Genomic DNA, 24,515 nt, shown 5'->3' with positions numbered 1-24,515 from the left:
AATTCTTTTGATAGAATGGCAAAAACTCTAATTTTTGATCAGACATTGAAAAGTTTGCTGGTTAATACTGAATTTATGGAACATCGTTTAAAAGAAAAAATAATTAGGGAAGAATGAGGGATTTCGTACTATTTTTAAGTTTATTATTCAAAAATAGTTAGTAAGTCTTATGTTGTAAAAATGGACGAGTGGTACAATTATATATGTTTGATGTAAGGTAAATTGTCCATTTAAATAGTCGTAGGGGGAGCTGATATGTCTAATAAATTTTTAACACCAGAAGAAATGGCTTATAAAAGAGCAAGAAATAAACGATTATTTTATATTTCTGTTCCAATTATCGGGGGCATTATCGGTATAGTTACTGCTTTGTTTCCATATATAATGTAATCATAATTTTGTATTTAATTTATTAACTATGAATTGTATACTAATACATATGATCGTATAATTTTTTCATAATGGAGACCCGAAGATAAGTGTTGCCAACACGGTTGCTTACCTTTGGGTTTTTCAATTCATTTATTCCATTTTAAGAAAAAGAGGTGTTCAACAAATGCAACTACTGAAGGACAAAATTATTCAAGAAGGAACTATTTTATCAGAAACCGTACTAAAAGTGGATCACTTCTTAAATCACCAAATTGATGTCCCATTAATGTTAAAAGTTGGCGAAGAATTTGCTAATAGATTTAATAATGAACCCATTACAAAAATTTTAACGATAGAATCATCTGGTATTGCCCCGAGTGTTATGACAGGATTAGAATTAAATGTACCAGTAATTTTTGCTAGAAAAAGAAAATCATTGACATTAACGGAAAATCTTTATTCTGCTAAAGTTTATTCGTATACAAAACAACAGACAAATGAAATTTCGGTTTCAAAACAGTTGTTAAATAAGGATGACCATGTTCTTGTACTTGATGACTTTTTGGCGAATGGTGAAGCTGCACGGGGACTAATAGAAATAGTTAACCAAGCTGAAGCTAGTCTTGCTGGAATTGGAATCGTTATTGAAAAAAGCTTTCAACAAGGTGGAAACGACCTTCGTGCCCAAGGTATTCGTGTGGAATCCTTAGTGAGAATCAAATCGTTGAAGGATGGAAAGGTAATTTTTAATTGATACGATTTCAGAAAAAATTATTTATGCATTCACATCATTCTCTATTCAAACATATAATAAATAAAATTAAAATCAGATAATACTTTGCTCGGTAATAAAACAATGCCGGTATATATCGTTACACTCTTAAGAAATTTCGAAGAAGAGAGTGAGGGAATGATGTATTATTATTGTGAAAACTGTTTTACAATTCATCATGAACAACATATTTGCCAAGAGTGCGGTTGTAATCGATTAAATCCAATTATCATTGAGGTTCAATGTCATAAATATGATCGTAATCTTTATGAAGAAGAATAAGTATAAACTAGCATTATAGTCTTTTAAAAAGGAATGCCCTATTTTGGGCATCTTTTTTAATTCATTGAATATTAAAATGATTTGATGATAATATTTTATTTCAATAGTAAACTATGGGAAAATAATTATAAATCATATACAATAAAACATATAACTGTTGAAATAAAGGGGTATAAACATGGAACAACAACTGATTGAATTAACAGAAACAAAAAACTTACAAAAACTTTATAACTTCTTTACTTATTATGAGCAAAATGGGGACAAGGTTCGGGCAGAAAAAGTAAAAGATTTATTGAAAAAAGAAATGGCAGGTGAGATTAATATTGCCTTTTGTGGACACTTTTCCGCAGGGAAATCAACGATGATTAATACTTTAATTGGAGAAAATATCCTGCCGACTAGTCCAATACCAACGAGCGCGAATTTAGTAAAAATTAGATTTGGGTCAAGCTATTATGCAAAATTTTATATGCAAGACGGTAAGGTATTGTACCAACCTGCACCCTTTGATTTAAACAAAATTAAAGGGTTATTTAAGGATGGAGAATTAATAAAATCGGTTGAAATTGAAGTTCCAAGTGATTCTTTGCCAAAGGGTGCTGTCATAATGGATACTCCCGGCATTGATTCTACCGACCAAGCTCATAAACTAGCTACAGAATCTGCAATGTATTTAGCTGATGCCGTCTTTTATGTAATGGATTATAATCACGTTCAAGCAGAAGAAAATTTTCTTTTTACGAAAGAAATGCAGAACTTTGGTAAAGAAGTATACTTAATTGTCAATATGATTGATAAACATCAAGAACAAGAACTTCCGATGAAAAAATTTCAACAATCGGTTTTAGAAGCATTTGCGGCTTGGTCTATAAAACCAAAGGGTATTTTTTATACAAGTTTAAAAGATTTTGACCATCCTTATAACAATTTTACCGGATTGAAGCAACAATTGTTTCAGATTTTTTCGAATAAACAAAGAAATTATGTTCCTGCATCGTTGAAATTGTTAATGGAAGAACATCTACAGAGTATTGAAGAAGATCAGCAAGAGGAAGTTGACCAATTAAACCGAAATGTACAACATTTAAGTGAGGAACAACGTGAACAGGTATATAATGAATTTGAAAAAGTAACAAAAGAAATTAATGAACGAACAAATATCGTCTCTATTTTTGAAAAAGAAAAAGAAGAGGAATTGGAAAATATATTAAAAAATGCTTATCTCATGCCAGCTGAAACGCGCGAACTAGCAAAACAATATTTAGAATCGTTGCAGAAGGATTTCAAAGTTGGATTTCTATTTACAAAGAAAAAAACTGAGGAAAAAAGGCGAGATATTTTATTAAGATTTAAAAATGATTTACAGGAAAACACGAATACACAAATTGTTTGGCATGTAAAAACATGTGTATTAAAATTCATGAAAAAGTACAAAATTTTCGATCACACGTTGGAAAATAAAATACAGACGATTGAAATTAATGTATCTGAAGACATGATTGCAAAATCAGTAAAACAAGGGGCACTTGTAACTGGTGAATCAGTTTTAAACTATACAAATGATGTAGCGAGTCAAATTAAATCGTTAACACGAAAAACAATAGATGAGCTTTTTGACATAATCAAATCTCATCTGCTTGAAGAATGTACGGTTCAATTAACAGAACTAGAAAAGGAAAAAAGGCAATTGCAAGAATATATATATGCCATTAACCGTCTAAAAAAAATAAAGGAAGAGTATCACCAAGTAAAGAATCATTTACAACAATTGATGAGTAATCCGCTAAATAATTTTGACGAGGTTCGACAACAAGTAGAAAAGATCATTGAAAATGCGAATGAAGTAATCCTTGACATTGACGCTTATATTCATGAAACAGGATCTGTTGAGAAAAGCGAACAAACAAACAAGGATAAAAGGAGAAATAGAATTCAAAAATTTCAAGATAACCATAGTCGTTACAGTCAAACTATAAAAAAATTAAAAAACAGTGTCCCAATTTTCGCGAATACTCCGACATTGGAAAAACTAGCAGTAATGTTAGAAAAACGAGTGAAACGATTGGAAAACCAACAGTTTACTGTAGCGCTGTTTGGAGCCTTTAGTGCCGGTAAATCTTCTTTTGCCAACGCTTTAATGGGGGAGAAAATTTTACCCGTTTCACCTAATCCAACAACAGCGTCCATTAATCGAATTTTACCTGCAAGTAAAGAGCATCCTCATGAAACAGGGGTTGTTAAACTAAAGAGTGAACAAATGTTATTGGATGACTTAAATGTGGCCTTACAATATTTTAACCATCAGGCAGACTCACTTGAAGAAGTCTTTCGATTCGTCATGAAAATTTCAGAAGATGATGTTAAAGAACAAAACAAAACCCATTTATCATTTTTAAAAGCCTTTGAAAAAGGGTATCACAATTTCGAAAATCAGCTCGGTCAAGAAATTACTGTTACGAAAAAGGAATTTCAAGAATTTGTTGCTGAAGAAGATAAGTCTTGTTTTGTGGAATGGATCAATTTTTATTACGACTCCAGTGTAACGGAAAAAGGAATAACGTTAGTGGATACGCCAGGGGCAGACTCCATAAATGCCAGACATACGGATGTTTCATTCGAATATATTAAAAATGCGGACGCCATTATTTTTGTAACCTACTATAACCATGCTTTTTCAAAAGCAGATCGGGAATTTTTAATTCAATTAGGTCGTGTGAAAGATCAATTTACTTTAGATAAAATGTTTTTTATCGTTAATGCAGTTGATTTAGCCAATGATGAGGATGAGTTAAAAGATGTTCTAAATTATATTGAAAACCAATTGCTACAATTCGGAATTCGACATGCTAACCTATATCCTGTCTCAAGTTTAAATGCATTAAAAGAGAAGCAAATGCAAGAACAGCTTCATTCGTATTTTCCTGAATTTGAGAATTCTTTCTATCAATTTATTACCAGTGATTTAAAAGAAATAGCGATAAGTGCTGCAGAAATGGAATGGAAACATGCGGTGGAAAGAGTAAGAGTTCTCGTTGAATCAGCAAGCTCTGATATTGAAGAAAAAGAACAGAAATTAAAGCGGCTACAAGTAGAAAAAAGTAAAATTCAGTCGATCCTTAATGATCTTTCACTTGATGTCATAAAAGAACAAATAAACCAAGAACTTGCAGAGCTCATTTATTATATTAATCAACGGAATGGTTTACGATTTAATGATTTCTTTAAAGAATCCTTTAACCCAGCAACAATTAAGGGCGCGAACAGTGAAGCAAAACAGTCTCTACATTATGCTTGTAAAGAACTACTCACCTCTATTGGTTTCGATTTGTCCCAGGAATTACGGGCAACAACTTTACGGATTGAAAATTTTGTTCACAAACAATTAGCTAGTTTACATGAATCACTTATATCTCAAATTAAAAAAGTTAATGAAAATTTATCGTTTACCTTATTTGAGAATAATAGAAGACTAGAAACGCCCAACTTTGAAAATGAATTAATAAACTTGTCAACAGACTATTTTGCAAAGGAATTAGGAATATTTAAAAACACGAAAGCTTTTTTTGAGAAAAATGAGCGAAAGCAAATGGCGGAGGCTATCCAAGAACGACTAAAGGAACCAATTGCTGCTTATTTAGAAAAAGGAGAAAAAACATTACAATCTAGAATTGAAGTTATGTTATTTGAAAGTGTTGAACATTTAATTAGTAAAATTCAAGAAGAGTTAAATGAACAATTTAACGGTTGGATATCTGTTCTAGAGAATAAAATTGATATTGATTTAATCAAACGCAACTTAACTGTGTTAGAAGAACTATAAATTTTGTTTGAATGTAAGAGACTTCCATTAAATCTTCTACTGCTTATAATTTATATTTATGTTAAGATAAAATGGAATTGGCAAACAAATATGTAATGAATTAAGCAATATTTGAGGTGACATTTTGACAAAAACAGAGCAAAAACTATTATTAGTGGATGGAATGGCACTATTGTTTCGAGCTTTTTATGCAACAAGTGCAACAGGTCAGTATATGTTTAACGATGAAGGCATACCAACAAATGGTGTAAATGGCTTTTTACGGCATTTGTTTACGGCAGCGAATTATTTTAACCCAACTCATTTGGCGGTTTGTTGGGATATGGGGAGTAAAACATTCCGAAATGAACTATACGAAGATTATAAAGGGAATCGTTCTGCCCCCCCAGACGAACTTATCCCACAATTTGATTTAGCAAAAGAAGCAACAACGGCTTTTGCTATTCCAAATATTGGAGTTCAGGGTTTCGAAGCAGATGATTGTTTAGGTACGATTGCCCATCAAGTAAAGGATCAATTAGAGGTTATTATTTTAACGGGGGACCGTGATATTCTTCAAGTTTTAGATAACAATATTTCAGTTGCTTTATTAAAAAAAGGCTACGGAAATTATGAAGTTGAGACGAAGGATAGTTTTATTGAAAAAAGAGGCTATCATCCTAAACAATTTGTTGATATAAAAGCGTTAACTGGAGATTCAAGTGATCATTACCCAGGTGTAAAAGGAATAGGACCAAAAACTGCCGAAAAATTAATTTTACAATATAAAACCGTAGAAAATCTTCTTGCATCTATAGACAAATTAAAGCCTGCCCAACGAAAAAAGATTGAAAGCGATCGTGATATACTGATTCTTTCAAGGAAACTGGCTGAAATTAAATTGGATGTACCATTAACATTTAAATTAAAAGACGCGGAAATAAGGTTCTTTCATGACCAATTATATGCAAACATAAATGCCATTAAAATTAAAGGGATGGCAAGAATCCTTGATATGATTAAAGAATGGAATAAGGAGCACCTGTTTGAGGATTTTGCATAGATAGAAAGTTAAATAGATCTAAATAAAGCTGAGTGATTTATAACACTCAGCTTTTTCATGAATTTTATTCTTAAAAACAAGGCCAAGGTGTACTATTAAAAAATATCGTCCATTGTAAAAATCATAAAACAGTCTTAAATGTTAGTCTGAAAGGGTGACAAATCCTTCTCCAAACACATCTCTTACATCTTGTACCGTTATAAAGGCACCTGAATCAACTTCTTTAATAATTTTTCTAAGCTGCGTAATTTCTTGTTTGCTAATAATAATAAATAAAATATCTTTTTTCTTTTTTGTATAATAGCCATATCCTGTCAGAACCGTGACGCCTCGATCCATTTCATTATTTACCTTTTCCGCGATTTCACTGTAATTATTCGAAATGACTGTAACCGCCCTTTTAGAACTCATTCCTTCAATAATAAAATTCATTACTTTTGTTGCCACATATAACATCAAAATTGTTAAAATTAAACCTTCTGTACCAATGATAAACCAGGAAGCAAACACAACGATAGCATCGAAAAATAACAAACTGTAACTAACATTCCAATTCAAATATTTATTTGTTAATTTTGCTAAAATTGCTGATCCTGCACTGGTACCCCCAGCGCGGAAAATAATACCAATCCCAACACCTGTTAGTACACCGCCGGCTAAACTATTTAATATTAATTCGTTTGAATCTACCGTCCAACTTTTCGTAAGTTCTAAAAAGACGGAAATAAATATTGTTGCAACAATCGTATATAAGGTTGTTGTTTTATCTAAAAATTTATACCCAACGAGGATTAAAATACCATTTAAAATAAAACTTGTTATACCAGGTGACCAATGAAAAATATAATAGAGAATGACCGTCGTTCCAGTGACTCCACCTTCACCTAAATTACTAGGTAATACAAATAGATTAATAGATAATGCAAATAAAAATGAACCAACGACAATATAAAGTAACTCTGTTAATGATTTTTTCATCGTTTTCTAAACCTTTCTTTTTAATTTCTGCAAAATAATTGACTACTAACAATCACTATCATAAAACATATTTACAAAAACTTAAATAATATTTTTCTATAAAAAAGAGCTGTCCAGAAAGTCAGTACCGAGTTAGCAAATCTTTTCGGTTCATTGGCGGAAGGACATGGCAAGGCCACAACCTCCATAACATAAACGTGTATTTATAGCAGGTTTTATATCCGCCTGACCGCAATACTTCAAAATCTACTATCTTGGACTTTTTGGACAGCTCCACAAAAATTTCTAATTCATATAAGAATATGAAGAGTTTTATTTCCGATTCAATTTTTTTGCTGCGTTTTCTAATTTACTTTTTGGATTCTCTGTATTTGTCCCATCTTGGCCATATCCTTGTGGATTTACTCCTGGTGCTTTTGTTCCGCGATTTCGGCTTTTACTCAACGATTTCACCTCCGATGTTTATTATTTACCAAGTCGAAAAAAATATTTAGATGGAATGATAAAATGGTTGTAGAAGAAGTGTTAGTTTTTATGGATGGCTGCACGGGCAAGTCGATCTGCATGTCGGTTTTTCTTTTCTGGAATCCATTTAATAAAAAACAAATCAAAGCTTTCAATCATTGTCAGTACTTTTTGCAACAATGGTTTGAATTCATCTCGTTTTACAAATTTCTTTTCAATGGAATCACAAACAATTTTTGAATCTGTGCGTATGGAAACAACCGAATATTTTTTTGAGTGGCAAATTTCTAATGCATGGATTAGAGCATGAAATTCAGCTTGATGATTATTCATATAACCTAAGGGAATGGAATATTCCTCCACTACTTTATTTCCTTTAATAAATATTCCTGCCCCACTGCAACCTGGATTTCCTGCGCTGGCACCATCTATATAGACTTCAAACATGGTAAACCTCCATAAAGTTTAATATTAAAGAAAAAGATAACTGTATTAATTTTATAACAAAGTTAATTATAACGGGTAAATGAACAAAACTGTAATGATTTATCGAAAAAATTAATGAATGTTGAAGAAGGAAATTGACAGAATACGATTTAATATAATAATAAAGATGGGATGATACATGAATTTTAAAATTATGATGCAATACCAAACGAAAAATAAACAAGAGACAACGTTTCATTCAGATTGGATAAGTGGAAAAGAGATCCTGTTGATCATAGATGATTTAGATAAAACGGGCCGTATTAAAACAATGGAAATTGAAGATGAAACAGGATTAAGGTGGACAAAAAAGGAATTAAAAAAATTATTAAACAAGATCGAGGATGAACCAGACGAGATCACGATTTATTTTGATGGAAGCTATAATAAAGATACAGATGAAGCTGGAATAGGTGTCGTATTATATTATCGACTAGGTGAAGAAATTATACGTCATCGTTGGAATGAAAAAATTGATTTAATACAGTCTAATAATGAAGCCGAATATATTGCCCTTAACTTTGCAATGGAACGATTATATGATTTACATATGAAAAGGAAAAAGATTGTAATAAAAGGGGACAGTCAAGGTCTTCTCATGCAGTTAAAAGGAGAATGGCCGTGTTTTGAGGAAAATTTAAATCGCTTGTTAGATAAAATTGAAATGCACGTACAAAAATTAAATTTAATTCCAAATTATCAACCGATTCCAAGAGGTGATAATAAAGAAGCGGATCAGTTAGCGCGTCAAGCGTTACAAGGTGTAAAAATTGAAAGTAAACACGTATTAGATAAAGATATTGAATATTGAAATGTTTATTATTTTAGTTAAAGGGGTTTTTTGATGAAAATTGATAAACAACTACTCGATGACTTAGATACATTATTAAAAAATTATTGTGATGGATGTTTCTTAGCCAGACATTTTAGGAAAGAAAAGGGCAAACGTTATGCTCATAACTTTTGTATACATGAATGTACGGTTGGTTTGGAAATAAAAAAAATAGGAGAAAGATTATCTGGTAATCATACAAACAAAAGTTCAAATAAGTAAATCAAAAAGGCTGGTATAAACCAGCCTGGAAATTGTTTACCATATATAGTTAATTTAAATTTAATTACAATTTAACAACATTTGCTGCTTGTGGCCCACGGTTTCCTTCAACGATTTCAAAAGAAACTTCTTGACCTTCTTCTAAAGTTTTGTAACCTTCACCTTGAATGGCAGTGTAATGAACAAATACATCATTACCACCTTCAACTTCAATAAAACCATAACCTTTTTCATTGTTAAACCATTTTACTTTACCATTTTGCATTTTCTTTCCTCCTAAACTTTCAAGACACAATGAAGTGCCTAAAAAATTGCATCAGAAAACCGGACACCATACAAGCAACCAGTTTTATGATTATATTTACTATACAATAAAGCGTTCTCATAGTCAAGGGAATTTTATTATTGTTTCATAAATTCATAAAAAATGAATAATTTTGTTGTTTAGTAGCTTTTTCAATTAAATTATTGGTATGATAAGTGTGCAAACATTTTGAATCTTGTTTGAGCGTGTAAACTATTGTAAAATATAGTTTACGTAACTTGATTTGGAGGAAAAGAAATGCCAACACCAAGTATGGAAGATTATATAGAACAAATTTATTTATTAATTGAAAATAAAGGATATGCCAGGGTTTCTGATATTGCAGAAGCATTATCTGTTCATCCTTCATCTGTTACAAAAATGGTACAAAAATTAGACAGAAGTGAGTATTTAATATATGAAAAATATCGTGGACTTGTACTAACTTCAAAAGGAAAAAAAATTGGGAAACGTTTAGTATATCGACATGAATTATTGGAACAATTTTTAAAAATGATTGGAGTCGAAGATGAAAATATTTATAATGATGTTGAAGGCATTGAGCATCATTTGAGCTGGGATGCTATTGACCGTATAGGTGACCTTGTGCAATATTTTGAAGAAAACCCAAAACGGTTAGATGAATTAAAAGCTGTCCAAAAAAATGTTGAAGAGTGACTTGATGTCACTCTTTTTTAATAGATAGGAGGGAAATTCTCGAAATATGTATCATCTGTACTAATATTCTGGACAATTGGAAGATCGCTAAAAGTTTGTTCTTTTAACATAACACCTGAAATTTTTCCTTGTTCGATTTCCTGAATCGCTTTACGATACGAAATAATTCGACCCGTATTGGTCTTAAAACTAATAATATTTCCTGAATGATCACGATCAACTGCAACTATTTCTTCCAAGAAAAAGACCACCTTTATTAATTAATTCTTATCATAACGATTCTTTTTAAAAGATAAAATGTAAAGTTATAGTTCAAAATGTATCTTATCATTATTTATTTTGTCCAAAAAAATAAATTTTTTTCACAAATGAATAAAAAAGATAATGAATAAATGGATTGAATGACCTTGTGATAAAATAGGGAAATCTATATGAAAAGCTAATAGAAGCGAGGGAAACATATGTCAAAGATTTTATCTGATATTGAAATCGCAAGAATGGCCCGACTAAAACCAATTCAAGAAATTGCTCAATCAATGGGTTTAAAAGAGGAAGCGTTAGAGGTTTTTGGTAAATATAAAGCAAAATTATCCTATGAAATCATTGAAGAATTGAAAACAAAAAAAGATGGTAAACTTATTTTAGTCACCTCTATCAACCCGACACCTGCTGGGGAAGGAAAATCCACGGTTACTGTAGGACTTGGTGATGCATTAAAACAATTAGGGAAAAATGTTGTAATTGCCTTAAGAGAACCGTCATTAGGTCCAGTAATGGGGATAAAAGGTGGTGCTTGTGGCGGTGGATATGCCCAAGTTGTTCCAATGGAAGATATAAATTTGCATTTTACTGGTGATTTACATGCAATATCTGCTGCTAATAATACACTAGCATCTCTTATCGATAACCATATCCAACAAGGAAATCGGTTGAAAATTGACACTAGAAAAATTCTTTGGAAACGAGCTATCGATATAAATGATCGTGCTCTTCGTCATGTTGTGATTGGATTAGGTGGGAAAACAAATGGTATACCTCGTGAGGAACATTTTGAAATTACAGCAGCCTCAGAAATGATGGCGATCTTCTGTTTAGCAGATGATTTGGCAGACTTAAAGAAACGTATTTCTCGGACTGTCATCGCTTATAACATCCATAATGAGCCAGTTACTGTAAAAGATTTAGGTGTTGAAGGTGCTTTAACAGTATTATTGAGAGATGCTATAAAACCGAATTTAGTTCAAACATTAGAACATACACCAGCGATTGTACATGGAGGTCCCTTCGCAAATATTGCTCATGGATGTAACAGCATAATCGCTACAAAAACAGCTTTGAAACTAGCAGATTATGTAGTAACGGAGGCTGGTTTCGGAGCAGATTTAGGGGCTGAAAAATTTCTTGATATCAAATGCCAAATAGGTGGGATTCTTCCAAATGCTGTTGCTATTGTGGCAACAATTCGTGCATTGAAAATGCATGGTGGTGTTGAATTGAAAGATTTACATATAAACAATCCGAAAGCAGTGCGAAAGGGGTTTGCTAATTTACGTAAACATGTAGAAACAATTAAACAATATCAATTACCATTTGTTATTTCACTTAATCATTTTGTTGGTGACTTTAAAGAAGAAATAGAAGAATTTATCCGGCTTTGTGAATATGAAAACATGCCTTTTGCCATAACAAAGGTATGGGAAAAAGGGGGACAAGGAGGTATTGAATTAGCTGATCAATTATTATCCGTTATACATGAAGCGGAGGAAGAAAGAACTAGTTACCAACCGCTATACTCTCTTTCAGACTCTATAGAAGTTAAATTGGAAAAAATTTGTAAAAAAGTATATGGTGCAAGTTGTGTTGAATTATCTATAAATGCAAAAAAACAATTAAAAGAAATCGAAGAGGCTGGGTGGGGGAACTTCCCTGTTTGTATTGCCAAAACGCAATATTCACTTTCTGATGATCCATCAAAATTAGGGAGACCAGAAGGTTTTACGATTTCGATTCGTGAGTTAAAACCTTCCGTAGGTGCTGGTTTTGTTGTTGCCTATGCAGGACAAATGTTAACAATGCCTGGATTACCAAAATATCCAGCAGCACTCAATATGGATGTTAATGAAAATGGCCAAATTAAGGGACTATTTTAAATAAAAAAGAATATTGATAAAAGATTGAAGGGCGTTATTATAAACGGGGCGTTATTATAAACGCCTTTTCTTGTTCAGACAATATAAACAGAAATATTTTAGCTGTTAGATGAAAACGAATATAATAATGAGAACTTTCATTATAGTACATTTCACTATATTGTGAAAAAGCCACTGAGACATAAAATAGAATTATTTTCTCACCTTTATATTTCATTCCCTTTGACAAGACTTCATACATATAAATTGTTATAATTTATTATTATGATAAAAAAGGATGATTGTATTGTTTGATCCAACGGCATATGAAAATTTAAAAGTTGTTTTTGAAGGAATTGTTTATGATTATGATTTGAATGAGGAAATTACCATTATCGAGAGAAATGACTACATCAATCTTGCAGACATGTCTCGTACATATAATCTATCTTTTATGAATAAAAATGACCGAAATCAATTATTAATAATGAAAATTGAACTTAAGGCAAATTTTCAACAACTAGTTGCTGAATGGTATCCGATGAATGAAAGACCGGGAGCGAATATTAATGTGCATTTTAATGTCAACACGAAACTCGATGAAGTATTAGAAAAACGAGTAAGTAAATTTTTAAAGAAAAACTATGAAAAAATGTATAACCTTGAACAAATTACAAACGTTTATCAGGACCAAAAAATGACATACCAATTCATATTAAAAAGACATGAAGAGATAACTGAAAATAATATGGAAGAACTACATGATATTGTAAATGAGACAATCAATAATGGAAATTATCTACTAACCATGTTATAAAAAGTAATTGAAAGAGGACGGTTATGAAACAGATAATCAAGTCAACAGAAAACTTGTTAAGGGTAAGGTTTGAGGAGGAATGCACTGGACATGATTGGTTCCATTTAAACCGTGTTCGAAATTTAGCATTACATATTCATCAAAGGGAAAATGCAGGAAATCCTTTTACTATTGAAATGGTTGCATTATTACATGACTATTACGATGATAAGTTATGGAATGAATCATCGAAGAAGAGAGAAGAATTGGATCAATTTTTACGGCAAGATTTAGACGATCACTATGTAGAACAGATATTGACAACCATTGATTCGATATCTTATAAAGGGGGACATGGCAAACCTCTTACCAGTATTGAAGCTAAAATTGTACAAGATGCGGATCGGTTAGATGCAATTGGGGCGATTGGGATTGCTCGTACTTTTGCCTATGGTGGAAAAATAGGTCAGCCAATACATAATCCAGAAATACAAATCCGAACATCTATGTCTTATGAAGAATACCGTCATGAAAAAACAACGTCAATTAATCATTTTTATGAGAAATTATTAAAATTAAAAGACTTAATGCAAACGAAGACTGGGAAAAAAATCGCTGAAGAGCGCCATCAATTTATGGAAGAGTTTTTAAGACGATTTTGGAAAGAGTGGAATGGTAAACAATGAAAAATTTTACTGCAGATCATCTATTCAAAACAATCGGGGATAAACAATTACTTAATGATATTTCTTTTACGATTGGTGAAAAGGAACGAATTGGTTTAATCGGTATAAATGGCACCGGAAAATCAACTCTACTTAAAATGATTGCTGGAATCGAAGATTTGGATAATGGTAGTTTCACAAAACCGAATGATTATAAAATTTCTATTTTACTTCAAGAGCCTGACTTAAACCCTGATTTATCTGTATTGGATCAGATTTTATCCACAGATAGTCCAATTAATAATACGGTTCGAGAATATGAGAAAATTGTTGCTGCATTAAATATTGATCCAGAAAACGATAAACTATTAGATCAGTATTTTCGTCTTCAAAAGGCGATGGACGATGTAAATGGCTGGGATATAAGCTCCCAAGCCAAAACGATATTATCTAAATTGGGGATTTCAGACTATAATCAACCTATCCGTCAGCTTTCTGGTGGACAAAAAAAGCGGATAGCTTTAGCAGAAGTATTATTAAACAAAGCGGACTTACTATTACTTGATGAACCGACAAACCATTTAGATTACGCAATGATTGAATGGTTACAAGAAGAGCTAGTAAAATATCCTACATCTATATTGTTTGTCACACATGATCGGTACTTTTTAGATGCAGTATCGAACAGGATCTTTGAATTATTTGAAGGTAAATTATATACATACAAAGGTAATTATGCCGACTATCTTGAAGCAAAGTCAATACGTGAAGAGGAAAACGCCCGTCAAAGGGAAAAAGCTAAAAATTTATATCGGCGAGAACTGGCATGGATAAAAAGAGGTGCACAAGCCCGTTCAACGAAACAAAAAGCTAGAATCGACCGTTTTAAAGAATTAGATAAAGTTGTAAGTCAAAAAACACAAACCAACCAAGTTGATTTATCATTTTCAGGTACAAGACTTGGAAAAGATGTTATCACGATTAGGAATGGTTATAAATCTTATGATAATAAAACGATATTGCAAGACTTTCATTTACTAGTTAAACCTGGGGACCGTATCGGAATTGTTGGTAAAAATGGAAGTGGAAAAACTACTCTATTAAACATAATTGCAGGAAAAGAAAATCTAGATAAAGGTGACCTTCTTTTAGGACAAACAGTTAATATCGGTTACTATACACAAGAATCTGTCGATATGGATATTAATAAACGAATGATTGAATACATTCGTGAAGCAGGGGACTTTATTCATACGAAGGATGGAAAAACACAATCTGCAGCACAAATGTTAGAACGTTTTTTATTCCCTATGAACACTCATAGAACTATAATTCGCAAATTATCTGGTGGTGAACGGAGAAGGTTATATCTATTAAGGTTACTCATGGAAGAACCTAATGTATTATTACTTGATGAACCAACGAATGATTTAGATACTGAGACATTGACCGTTTTAGAACAATTTTTAGAAGAATTTGCTGGTGTTGTAATCACAGTCTCTCATGACCGCTACTTTTTAGATAAAGTTTGTGATCAATTGTTAATTTTTCAAGGCGAAGGAAAGATTGACAAATTTTTGGGTGAATATTCGGATTATTTAGCTGAAGTGAAGAAAAAATCGATTAAAGCTGAAGTAAAAAAAGGAGAAGGAAACCAAAAAGTTCAAAAACAGAGCAAAAAACCAAAGGTTAAAAAGAAACTGACCTATAAAGAACAAAAAGAATGGGAAAACATTGAAACAAAAATATCCGAAGTAGAAGAAATGATCGCAGCAATTAAAACAGAAATGGAAACTTGCGGTAGTGATTTTACGAAACTTCAGGAATTAATGGAAGAAGAAAAGAAGTGGCAAGAACAGCTTGATTATTTAATGGAGCGATGGGAATATTTAGCAGAATTTGCAGAATAAAAGTAAATTGTCGATATCGTTGTTTTGCCAACAGGGCTAAATTAACGATAAGATAAAAGTGGTACTAAAACTAAAACTTGTTCGTTTGTATCCCTTACTAATTAAACATTTCGTTTGTTTTTTTCTTTTAAAATCAAAAAAGGTGGGATTAAATTGAAAATAAAAGCTATTGAACCAACACCAAGTCCGAATACGATGAAGGTTATATTAGATGAAAAATTACCAAGTGGTACAAGAAATAATTACAGAAAAGAAAATTTGGATGATGCTCCTGAACAAATTAAGAAAATTTTATCCATCGAAGGAGTAACGGGTGTATATCATGTTGCTGACTTTATGGCAGTAGAACGTCATGGTAAAACTGAATGGGAAAAAATTTTACCGGAAGTTCGTCATGCATTAGGTGAAGAACAACATATGCAATCAGAAGAGAAAATGAAACCTGATGAACATTATGGTGAAGTACAGGTGCAAATCCAAGTATTTAAAGGAATTCCATTACAGGTTAAGTTAATGGATGGGACAAATGAAAAGCGCTTTGGTTTGCCAAAAAATTATGTAGAAGCATTTAATGAAGCACAACTTCCTGGGGATAATTTCGTCGTACAACGAAAGTGGATGGATTGGGGCATCCGTTATGGTGATATGGATGAAATCGGTCAAACTGTATTGGAAGAAGTACAAGCAGCATACCCGCAATCTAGGCTTGACGAATTAGTAGAACAGGCAAAAAATCCTAATATAAAAAAAGACGCAAAGCATTTTCGTAAAGTAATATTGGATGATTTAGATCATCCTGACTGGCGGAAACGATTCCAAATACTAGAGCAAATGGAAGAACCAACATTAGCTGACTTACCTGTTTTAGAAAAAGCATTAAATGATGAAAAACCTTCTATTCGCAGGCTTGCTGTTGTCTATTTAGGAATGATAGAAGATAAAAGAGTATTACCTTATATTTATAAAGGTCTTCAAGATAAAAATGTAACTGTACGGAGAACGGCGGGCGATTGCTTGAGCGATTTAGGATTTCCTGAAGCTCAAGATGAAATGATCAGAGCATTAAAAGATAAAAGTAAAATTGTTCGCTGGCGTGCAGCAATGTTTTTATATGAAGTAGGAGACGAAAAAGCATTGCCAGCATTAAGAGAAGCTGAAAATGATTCAGAATTTGAAGTTGCTTTACAAATAAAAATGGCAATCGAAAGAATTGAGGGTGGAGAAGAAGCGAAAGGTTCTGTTTGGAAACAAATGACGGAAGCTCGTAAGAAGAATGACTAGAACAGTTTTTTTGCATTTATGAAGAAATATGGGTACAATGAATTTACCACAAAATTCTAGTACAAAAAGCCTGTGGGTTTCTTGTAAAGATTAAAGGAGGTACACAATATTATGTCAATGGCTTATGAAGAATATATGCGTCAGTTAGTAATTCCAATGAGAGAAGAATTAACAAAGAATGGATTTAAAGAATTAAAAACAGCTGAAGAAGTAGAAGAGTTTATGGAAAATGTAGACGGTACGACTCTAGTTATGGTTAATTCTGTTTGTGGTTGTGCTGGAGGTCTTGCTCGTCCAGCGGTTAATTATGCATTAGCAAATACACCAAAAAAACCAGATCATTTAGTTACAGTATTTGCTGGCCAAGATAAAGAAGCAACAGCGAAAATGCGTGAATACTTTGGAGATATTCCTCCTTCTTCACCATCAATGGCATTGTTAAAAGGAAAAGAAGTTGTTCAATTTATTCCTCGTGAACAAATTGAAGGACGTTCTGTTGAAGAAATAGTTGATGATCTATTAATTGGTTTTAATGATCATTGTTAATAAAATGATATTTAAGGTATTATTACATAGAAAAAAGGCGCTCCCATTCAAATTTGAAGAAGAGCGCTTTTTTATATTTAAAAATGATTTGAAATAAAGATACAATTAAAAATCCTTTCGATTTTAAACGTTTACAAGTATAATAGAATTATATCAATATTATTTTATATAAAAGATGAAAGAAGTGTCTTGTTATGACAAAATGGTTGAAAAAAACATTTGTTACCCTTGTTACTGTACTGACCTTTGGGATGTTTTCACCCTTTCAAGCGGTACAAGCCAATGATGAGCCTGTAGAAAAAACGAGCAAAAATGATGCTTTTGAATCAAAGCAGTCACAGTCTGTACAAAAAGAAAAGTTCGATCTTTCGTATCATGAAACAAATCAAAAACAATCGCCGAAACAGCAATTTTTACAAACGGCAATTGAAATTGGTCAACAACAATCGTGGCAAAAATTTGGCGATCGCATTGGACCTGTCATTGAAAATGAATTTGAAACAATTATATTGCCAAAAATAGAAAAAGCGATTATGGAAGTAACAGAACAATTTAATGATGAAGATATTCAACACCTAACGATTTCTCAAAAACCAGGTACTGGTAAAAGTGAAAAAATATTTCATATTTATAATGAAAAAACTGGTAAAGATATTATCCGTTTCCACGTCAGAAGAGATTTAAGACCACTTGAAGGTTATTGGTTTAACTTCCATTACCACACTTTTCATGATCATTATCAAACTCATCACGAATTAGGGGATATTTTCTGGGATAAAAATACTCCACCAAACTGGCCACATTAAAAATAAATCCATAATAGAATAAGAGGCTGTATAAAAGGCGAAAAATTTAAACCTTTATACAACCTCTTAAATTTTAAAAATTGAAAAAATAATAGGTTTAAAGATTACATGATATAATGATTCCAAAATAAATAGGATTGAAAATTTTTTACAACAGGTGAATCTTATAATGAGACGATATCCAATCCTTATATCCTTTTTGCTTTTTATTTTATATTGTCCGCGTTCTGAAGCAAAATTTAATTATACATATCTTAAGGATATAGTACATTCTGATTTCTATCAAAGTTTAAACTTACATTCTAGTGAATGGCTTGATTCTATCATTATGTTACCGAATGATGATTTTGATCAACTTGCTGCAAAACAAATGATTCAAAGAATTGATCAGTTACCTCAAGAACTCCTTCAAAAAATCTCAGCCCAACGTATTGTGGTTGTGTTATTTAATGGAAAATTGACCGATTTTCCTTCTACAAATCATTTAACAGGACTGATTCCAAGAGGTTATAGAAATACAGGTACGACATGGGATGATGTACCAGGGTCTGGAGGAAATCGGATTGTTCATGTTAAAATTGGAGCTAGTGATTATGGAAAAGGGCATTCATCTGTTAATCTGGAATTACATGAACTAGCCCATTCTATTGACAAGCTTATATTCAATAAGATTCGAGAAAATGCTTATTTTTTATCAATTTGGAGATTGGAGGCAAGGACCTTATTTGAAAATCGCGCCTATTTTCTAAAATTCCCAGAAGAATTTTTTGCTGAAAGTTTTGCTTACTATTATTTAAATGAACACACAAGAAAAATTTTATATGAAAAGGCGCCAAAAACGTATCATTTTATAAAAAATTTACGATAATTGTAGGTGATGAAAGAATGAAACAATATTTACAGCTTTGTGAACATGTTTTAAAAAATGGTATAAAAAAAGACGACAGGACTGGTACAGGAACTATTAGTACTTTCGGCTATCAAATGCGTTTTAATTTGCAAGATGGATTTCCTTTACTAACGACAAAAAAAGTATTTTTGAAAGGTATCATTCATGAACTTCTTTGGTTTATAAAAGGAGATACGAATATTAAATATTTAAAAGATCATAATGTGAAAATTTGGGATGAATGGGCAGATGAAAACGGTGACCTTGGCCCTGTTTATGGTCATCAATGGCGTTCGTGGAGGGACGCTGATGGTAGGAAACATGATCAACTAGCCGATTTAATTGAACAAATAAAAACGAATCCAAATTCTAGAAGATTAATTTTAAGTGCATGGAATGTCGGAGATTTAGATAAAATGGCATTGCCACCATGTCATACACTATTTCAGTTTTACGTAGTTGATGGAAAATTGTCATGTCAGTTATACCAAAGATCTGGTGATCTGTTTTTAGGTGTACCTTTTAATATTGCATCTTACGCATTACTAACAATGATGATTGCACAAGTTTGTGACCTACAACCAGGGGAATTTATTCATACGTTTGGTGATGTGCATATTTATTTAAATCACATCGAACAAGTAAAATTACAATTAACACGGGAACCTCGAGAATTACCGACTATGAAAATTAATCCTTCAGTAAAAAATATTTTTGATTTCAAATATGAAGACTTTACATTAGAAAATTATCATCCACATCCAGCAATTAAAGGAGAAGTAAGTGTATGATTTCATTTATAGTAGCAACCGATGAAAATGGTGTCATCGGAAAGAATAATCAAATTCCCTGGTATTTACCTGACGATTTAAAACGATTTAAAAAAATCACAATGGGTCATCCAATTGTAATGGGAAGAAAAACCTTTGAATCAATCGGTAAACCATTACCAGGTCGAGAAAATATAGTTTTAACGAAAAATAAGAAACTAGAATTAAAAGGTTGTACTGTTTTTCATTCGGAAAAAGAATTAATTGATTACTGTAAAAGGCTAAAAGATGAAGAAATTTTTATTATTGGTGGAGCAAATCTATTTAAAATATTTCTTCCCTATGTTGACAGAATATATTTAACCAAAATATATAAACGTTTTGAAGGAGACGTCTTTTTTCCAGAAATTGATTTCACTCAATATGTGATCAGTTCAAAGGAAAAAGGAATAAAAGATGAAAAAAATCCTTATGATTATGAATACATTATTTACGACAAGATAAAGTAACTACAAAATAAGTGCGGAGGTGGTCATATGTGCGGTCGTTTCACGTTAACAGCTGAAAAAGAGCAGTTAATCGATGCTTTTCAATTGGAATTTTTTCCAGATGAATATGAACCGAGTTACAATATAGCTCCGTCACAGCAAGTATTGGCAGCTGTCCAGTCGAACTCGATTAGAAGATGCGGTTATATTAAGTGGGGTCTTGTTCCCTGTTGGGTAAAAGATACGAAAAAATGGAAGCCACTCATTAATGCGCGTTCTGAAACATTAACAGAAAAAGCAAGTTTTAAACATCTATTGAATAAGAATCGTTGCATCATTTTTGCTGATAGCTTTTATGAATGGAAAATGGAAGCTGGGAAGAAGACACCTTATCGTATTTTAACGAAAACAGGAAAGCCGTTTGCTTTTGCAGCACTTTGGGATTGCAATCGAACTCGTTCAAAGGACCTTGTAACGTGTACGATTTTAACCACCTCTGCAAACGAAGTCGTAAAAAATATCCATGATCGTATGCCTGTTATTTTAGATACAAAGGATGCCGTTGAAATTTGGTTAAATGTTGAAGAATTTGATTTTCATGAAGCCAAAGAGGTAATGGTTCCTTATCCAGCCATTAATCAAAAACTATATCCAGTATCTAAACTTATTAATTCACCAAAAAATAATTACCCTGATTTAATTTTACCTCAGGAGGCTTAAAAAATAAAAAGGAAGTGCATTTATGACAGTAAAAATAGTAACTGACTCAACGGCCGATTTAACGAAAGAAGAAATTGAAAAATATAACATACATGTTCTACCGTTACGTATTGAACTAGAAGGAAAAACATATACTGATCGCGTTAATATTACACCATCAGAATTCATAAAAAAAATGAAACTTTCAGAAACATTACCAAAGACATCACAACCTCCGATTGGTGATTTTGTGAAAAAATATAGAGAACTAGTTCAAGATGGAAGTGAAGTTTTATCCATTCACCTATCTTCAGCATTAAGCGGTACGGTACAAACGGCTCATATTGCCGCAGAACAATGCGAGGGCAGAATAACAGTTATTGATTCAAAATTCATTTCAAAAGCTTTAGCGTTTCAAGTGGTTGAAGCAGCAAAAATGGCAAGTGTTGGACATGCAATTGAAGAAATAATAGACCGGATTGAACATATACGATTGCAGACAAAACTCTATATTATTGTTGATACATTAGAAAATCTCGTTAAAGGTGGTAGGATTGGTAAAGGTAAGGCGATGATCGGTTCATTACTTAATATAAAACCGATAGCTTCACTTCAAAATGGAGCTTATCAACCTTTGAAAAAATCAAGAAGTTTTCCACTGGCGATTAAACAATTGATGAAATATGTGAAAGAAGATATCAAAGGTAAAAAATTAAAGGCAATTAATCTGGTCCATGCTGATGGAAAACATTCCGCGGAAATAATGAAGATGAAGCTTCATGAGTTTGTAGGAAATTTAGACATTCAAATTAGCGACACTACCCCTATCATTAGCACCCATACAGGACCTGGTGCCGTTGCATTAATGTTTTATACAGATTAATTTATTCTGTAAGAAAGCTATCCTTTTGCCAAAGGGTAGTTTTTTAATTATGGAGGTTATATAAAAATCAAAAAATTAATAAGAGATACTTTTATTCTACTAATCTCATAATTTTGTTAAAATAAAAGTATAATACGAAGGAGGGATTCAGTGAAAGTTTTTTATAAGATCGTTTCTATAATTTGTTTAGTCATTCTATTATCTTCATGTGGTGGACAAGAAGTTATTCAAAATCAGCTCAATTGGTCACTTGAAGACTTTGAATATACGAATCAATTCGGGGAACCATTTGGTAAAAAAGATTTACAAGGAAAAGTATGGATTGCAAATTTTATTTTTACAAACTGCAATACGGTATGTCCTCCAATTACGGCTAATATGGCACGATTGCAAAGGCTCATTGACAAGGAAGGATTGGACAATGTAGCACTCGTCTCCTATAGTGTTGATCCTGAAGTTGATACACCAGAGATACTACAAAAATTTGCTTCGAAATTTACAGAAAACCAAAAAAATTGGTATTTTTTAACTGGGTATGTTCAAGAACATATTGAACAATTTGCAAAGGAAAACTTTAGATTTTTTATTCAAAAAATTGAAGGACAGGATCAAGTTTCCCATGGTACTGATCTGTTTTTAATTGACCAAAGTGGAACAATTGTTAAATCATACGATGCCATAGATGTACCCTATGAAGAAATTTTGAATGATATTATAATATTATTAAAAAATAATAAGTGAAATGAAAAAGCTGTCATAAAAGTCAATTGGTTGGACATATCATAAATATGAGAAAGAATGAAGACGGTGTTTGCGAGCAGGTGGCGACTATTGAAAAAGTTATTCACAATCTTGATTGCAATTGGATTCCTTATTTTTGTATTATTATTTATAAAGAATAATTCTATTCTAACCAATTCTAACTTAACATTAAATCAAGAGCGGGCTTTTATTTCTTTTTTAAAAGTAGAGCCACCGATAGATTTTATTCCTGTGAATTTAAAAATTACTGCCATTGGTGACTCGTTAACAGTCGGAGTTGGTGCAACAAAAAAAGAAGGTGGATATTTAAATTACATAAAGAGTCATCTCACGGAAGCAAAAGGGGTAAGAAATATAGAGATAACAAACTTAGCGAAAACCGGACTCCGCTCAGATGAATTAATTAAACTACTTAAACAGGCAGAAGTTAAATCACAAATTTCCAATACGGATATTGTGTTAGTCACTATTGGTGGAAATGATTTAATGAAGGTATTTACGGATCATATCATTAATCTTGAATTGCCTGTTTTTGAACGGGAACTTGTTCAGTTTAAACAACGATTGCGAGAGATCATAACAACGATAAAAGGATATAATGAAAATATTTCCATACTATTAATTGGATTTTATAATCCATTTAATGAATGGCTTGGTCAAATTACAGAAGTGCAAATGATCATGGATCAATGGACAACAGCTGGAAGAGAGATTGTATCAGAATATGAGAATGCTTATTTTGTCAATATTGCAGATGCTTTTTCTAAACATGGTATAGATGTCCTTTATGAAGATTATTTTCATCCGAATGATTCTGGTTATGATTTAATAGGTAAAGAGACGATGGATGTTATATTAGCAAATATTGATACGATACTTACGGCAAGAAAGGTAACTTTACAATATGAAAAAAATTAAACTTACTTGGAAATATGCTTTTTTTCTCCTTTTGATGTTTAATCTTTTTGTCATTATATATATTTTTTGGCCAGCCAAGGATAGGCCATACTTACCTAAAGAAGAGCTGAATGTTGAAGGACCGACAATTCATTTAGAAACAAATAAATCTGAGTTAACAGGAATTATCAATCATTTTATTAAGAAAAAATACGGAGATCAATTATTTAAGTATTATGTTAATCTAACAGATGATCTCATTCTTTATGGAAATTTACATGTCTTCGGTGAAGATGTCCAATTTGAACTACATTTTTATCCGGAACCACTTGAAAACGGTGACCTACGTTTAAAACAAGAAAACATGAGCATCGGAAATTTAAATCTTCCTGTTTCTATTATTATGAATTTAATTTCACGGGCGTATGAATTTCCAGAATGGGTCGAGATTAAATCGAATGAAAAAGCGATATATCTTCATTTAACGCAGATTAAACTAGAAAATGACTTTCGCATTCGAGTTAATGAGTTTGATTTAGAAAAAGATTCGATTTCATTTCAACTTTTCATAAATGAAACAGAGGATGAATAAAAAGCCCAATATTTTTTATTGGGCTTTCAGACTGTCGACAAACCCCAACTCAAATGCTTCATTTGAGTTGGGATTTGTCTTTTTTTGCTCATCATTTTCTAAGATTCTTATCTTATTTAGGCTGGACATGGTCTTTTCCATGTCCA

The 24,515-nt window shown here is 32.0% G+C and carries 28 protein-coding genes; 23 read left to right on the top strand and 5 right to left on the bottom strand.

Features of this window, described 5'->3' with window-relative positions; translation table 11 throughout:
- The first annotated feature begins 255 nt into the window (after nucleotides 1–255).
- The 5 genes from OEV82_RS04145 (at nucleotide 256) to OEV82_RS04125 (ending at nucleotide 6,291) form a co-directional block, all read left to right on the top strand.
- Entirely contained in the window at nucleotides 256–390 is a 135-nt protein-coding gene (locus OEV82_RS04145) for a hypothetical protein (RefSeq protein WP_263061127.1), read from the top strand.
- Between the two features lie 166 nt (nucleotides 391–556).
- Nucleotides 557–1,126: a xanthine phosphoribosyltransferase gene (locus OEV82_RS04140; RefSeq protein ID WP_263061126.1), complete on the top strand. Its 570-nt coding sequence runs from the start codon at nucleotides 557–559 to the stop codon at nucleotides 1,124–1,126.
- A 102-nt stretch (nucleotides 1,127–1,228) separates the two neighbouring features.
- Entirely contained in the window at nucleotides 1,229–1,426 is a 198-nt protein-coding gene (locus tag OEV82_RS04135; protein ID WP_173658328.1) for a hypothetical protein, read from the top strand.
- A gap of 178 nt (nucleotides 1,427–1,604) precedes the next feature.
- Nucleotides 1,605–5,249 carry a dynamin family protein gene (locus tag OEV82_RS04130; RefSeq protein WP_263061125.1) on the top strand — a complete coding sequence of 1,215 codons (3,645 nt, stop codon included), beginning with the start codon at nucleotides 1,605–1,607 and terminating at the stop codon, nucleotides 5,247–5,249.
- A gap of 124 nt (nucleotides 5,250–5,373) precedes the next feature.
- Nucleotides 5,374–6,291: a 5'-3' exonuclease gene (locus tag OEV82_RS04125; RefSeq protein ID WP_407672737.1), complete on the top strand. Its 918-nt coding sequence runs from the start codon at nucleotides 5,374–5,376 to the stop codon at nucleotides 6,289–6,291.
- 141 nt (nucleotides 6,292–6,432) lie between these two features.
- On the opposite strand, the gene OEV82_RS04120 is transcribed toward OEV82_RS04125, so the two are convergent.
- The 3 genes from OEV82_RS04120 to OEV82_RS04110 all read right to left on the bottom strand — a co-directional run bounded on the left by OEV82_RS04120 (nucleotide 6,433) and on the right by OEV82_RS04110 (nucleotide 8,181).
- Nucleotides 6,433–7,269, bottom strand: coding sequence for a YitT family protein (locus OEV82_RS04120; protein ID WP_173658330.1), 837 nt, complete (start codon nucleotides 7,267–7,269; stop codon nucleotides 6,433–6,435).
- Between the two features lie 312 nt (nucleotides 7,270–7,581).
- Nucleotides 7,582–7,713 (bottom strand): small, acid-soluble spore protein L, encoded by a 132-nt coding sequence (gene sspL / locus OEV82_RS04115; RefSeq protein ID WP_173658331.1) that lies wholly within the window; start codon nucleotides 7,711–7,713, stop codon nucleotides 7,582–7,584.
- An 81-nt stretch (nucleotides 7,714–7,794) separates the two neighbouring features.
- Entirely contained in the window at nucleotides 7,795–8,181 is a 387-nt protein-coding gene (locus tag OEV82_RS04110; protein ID WP_263061124.1) for a reverse transcriptase-like protein, read from the bottom strand.
- 178 nt (nucleotides 8,182–8,359) lie between these two features.
- Here OEV82_RS04110 and OEV82_RS04105 point away from each other — a divergent pair, with 178 nt between their 5' ends.
- The gene (locus OEV82_RS04105; RefSeq protein WP_263061123.1) at nucleotides 8,360–9,031 is read left to right on the top strand and encodes a reverse transcriptase-like protein; all 672 of its coding nucleotides are present in this window, start codon (nucleotides 8,360–8,362) and stop codon (nucleotides 9,029–9,031) included.
- 33 nt (nucleotides 9,032–9,064) lie between these two features.
- Nucleotides 9,065–9,274: a zinc-finger domain-containing protein gene (locus OEV82_RS04100; protein ID WP_173662497.1), complete on the top strand. Its 210-nt coding sequence runs from the start codon at nucleotides 9,065–9,067 to the stop codon at nucleotides 9,272–9,274.
- A 64-nt stretch (nucleotides 9,275–9,338) separates the two neighbouring features.
- On the opposite strand, the gene cspD is transcribed toward OEV82_RS04100, so the two are convergent.
- Nucleotides 9,339–9,539: a cold-shock protein CspD gene (gene cspD, locus OEV82_RS04095; RefSeq protein WP_161920087.1), complete on the bottom strand. Its 201-nt coding sequence runs from the start codon at nucleotides 9,537–9,539 to the stop codon at nucleotides 9,339–9,341.
- Nucleotides 9,540–9,836: 297 nt separating this feature from the next.
- Between cspD and mntR the strand changes: the two genes are divergently transcribed.
- Nucleotides 9,837–10,256, top strand: coding sequence for a transcriptional regulator MntR (gene mntR / locus OEV82_RS04090; RefSeq protein ID WP_173662496.1), 420 nt, complete (start codon nucleotides 9,837–9,839; stop codon nucleotides 10,254–10,256).
- Between the two features lie 17 nt (nucleotides 10,257–10,273).
- Here the strand turns inward: mntR and OEV82_RS04085 are convergent, their stop codons facing one another.
- Nucleotides 10,274–10,495, bottom strand: coding sequence for a DUF3892 domain-containing protein (locus tag OEV82_RS04085; protein WP_173662495.1), 222 nt, complete (start codon nucleotides 10,493–10,495; stop codon nucleotides 10,274–10,276).
- A gap of 222 nt (nucleotides 10,496–10,717) precedes the next feature.
- On the opposite strand from OEV82_RS04085, the gene OEV82_RS04080 reads away from it, so the two are divergent.
- The 15 genes from OEV82_RS04080 to OEV82_RS04010 all read left to right on the top strand — a co-directional run bounded on the left by OEV82_RS04080 (nucleotide 10,718) and on the right by OEV82_RS04010 (nucleotide 24,369).
- A complete protein-coding gene (locus OEV82_RS04080; protein WP_263061122.1) occupies nucleotides 10,718–12,406 on the top strand; it encodes a formate--tetrahydrofolate ligase in 1,689 nt (562 codons plus the stop codon).
- Nucleotides 12,407–12,692: 286 nt separating this feature from the next.
- On the top strand, nucleotides 12,693–13,202 hold the full coding sequence (locus OEV82_RS04075) for a hypothetical protein (protein WP_263061121.1): 510 nt from the start codon (nucleotides 12,693–12,695) through the stop codon (nucleotides 13,200–13,202).
- A 23-nt stretch (nucleotides 13,203–13,225) separates the two neighbouring features.
- Entirely contained in the window at nucleotides 13,226–13,867 is a 642-nt protein-coding gene (locus OEV82_RS04070) for an HD domain-containing protein (protein WP_263061120.1), read from the top strand.
- Nucleotides 13,864–15,756: an ABC-F family ATP-binding cassette domain-containing protein gene (locus OEV82_RS04065; RefSeq protein WP_263061119.1), complete on the top strand. Its 1,893-nt coding sequence runs from the start codon at nucleotides 13,864–13,866 to the stop codon at nucleotides 15,754–15,756. The genes OEV82_RS04070 and OEV82_RS04065 overlap by 4 nt, the downstream gene beginning before the upstream one ends.
- Nucleotides 15,757–15,909: 153 nt before the next feature.
- Complete coding sequence (locus OEV82_RS04060) at nucleotides 15,910–17,037, top strand: conserved virulence factor C family protein (protein WP_263061118.1); 1,128 nt, start codon at nucleotides 15,910–15,912, stop codon at nucleotides 17,035–17,037.
- 111 nt (nucleotides 17,038–17,148) lie between these two features.
- Nucleotides 17,149–17,583 carry a BrxA/BrxB family bacilliredoxin gene (locus tag OEV82_RS04055; protein WP_173658043.1) on the top strand — a complete coding sequence of 145 codons (435 nt, stop codon included), beginning with the start codon at nucleotides 17,149–17,151 and terminating at the stop codon, nucleotides 17,581–17,583.
- A 194-nt stretch (nucleotides 17,584–17,777) separates the two neighbouring features.
- On the top strand, nucleotides 17,778–18,389 hold the full coding sequence (locus OEV82_RS04050) for a YpjP family protein (protein ID WP_173658042.1): 612 nt from the start codon (nucleotides 17,778–17,780) through the stop codon (nucleotides 18,387–18,389).
- A 169-nt stretch (nucleotides 18,390–18,558) separates the two neighbouring features.
- A complete protein-coding gene (locus OEV82_RS04045) occupies nucleotides 18,559–19,257 on the top strand; it encodes an anthrax toxin lethal factor-related metalloendopeptidase (protein ID WP_263061117.1) in 699 nt (232 codons plus the stop codon).
- 17 nt (nucleotides 19,258–19,274) lie between these two features.
- A complete protein-coding gene (locus OEV82_RS04040) occupies nucleotides 19,275–20,069 on the top strand; it encodes a thymidylate synthase (RefSeq protein ID WP_173658040.1) in 795 nt (264 codons plus the stop codon).
- A complete protein-coding gene (locus tag OEV82_RS04035) occupies nucleotides 20,066–20,557 on the top strand; it encodes a dihydrofolate reductase (RefSeq protein ID WP_173658039.1) in 492 nt (163 codons plus the stop codon). Before OEV82_RS04040 ends, OEV82_RS04035 begins: the two co-directional genes overlap by 4 nt.
- A gap of 27 nt (nucleotides 20,558–20,584) precedes the next feature.
- Nucleotides 20,585–21,256 (top strand): SOS response-associated peptidase, encoded by a 672-nt coding sequence (locus tag OEV82_RS04030; protein WP_173658038.1) that lies wholly within the window; start codon nucleotides 20,585–20,587, stop codon nucleotides 21,254–21,256.
- A gap of 22 nt (nucleotides 21,257–21,278) precedes the next feature.
- A complete protein-coding gene (locus OEV82_RS04025; RefSeq protein WP_263061116.1) occupies nucleotides 21,279–22,118 on the top strand; it encodes a DegV family protein in 840 nt (279 codons plus the stop codon).
- A gap of 150 nt (nucleotides 22,119–22,268) precedes the next feature.
- A complete protein-coding gene (locus tag OEV82_RS04020; protein ID WP_173658036.1) occupies nucleotides 22,269–22,859 on the top strand; it encodes an SCO family protein in 591 nt (196 codons plus the stop codon).
- A gap of 90 nt (nucleotides 22,860–22,949) precedes the next feature.
- A complete protein-coding gene (locus tag OEV82_RS04015) occupies nucleotides 22,950–23,798 on the top strand; it encodes a GDSL-type esterase/lipase family protein (protein ID WP_263061115.1) in 849 nt (282 codons plus the stop codon).
- Nucleotides 23,785–24,369 (top strand): YpmS family protein, encoded by a 585-nt coding sequence (locus OEV82_RS04010; RefSeq protein ID WP_173658034.1) that lies wholly within the window; start codon nucleotides 23,785–23,787, stop codon nucleotides 24,367–24,369. The genes OEV82_RS04015 and OEV82_RS04010 overlap by 14 nt, the downstream gene beginning before the upstream one ends.
- Nucleotides 24,370–24,515 lie beyond the last annotated feature (146 nt).

Source organism: Pallidibacillus thermolactis, assembly GCF_025660415.1.
Classification (GTDB): domain Bacteria; phylum Bacillota; class Bacilli; order Bacillales; family Caldibacillaceae; genus Pallidibacillus; species Pallidibacillus thermolactis.
This window is presented reverse-complemented; position numbering and strand designations above follow the sequence as displayed.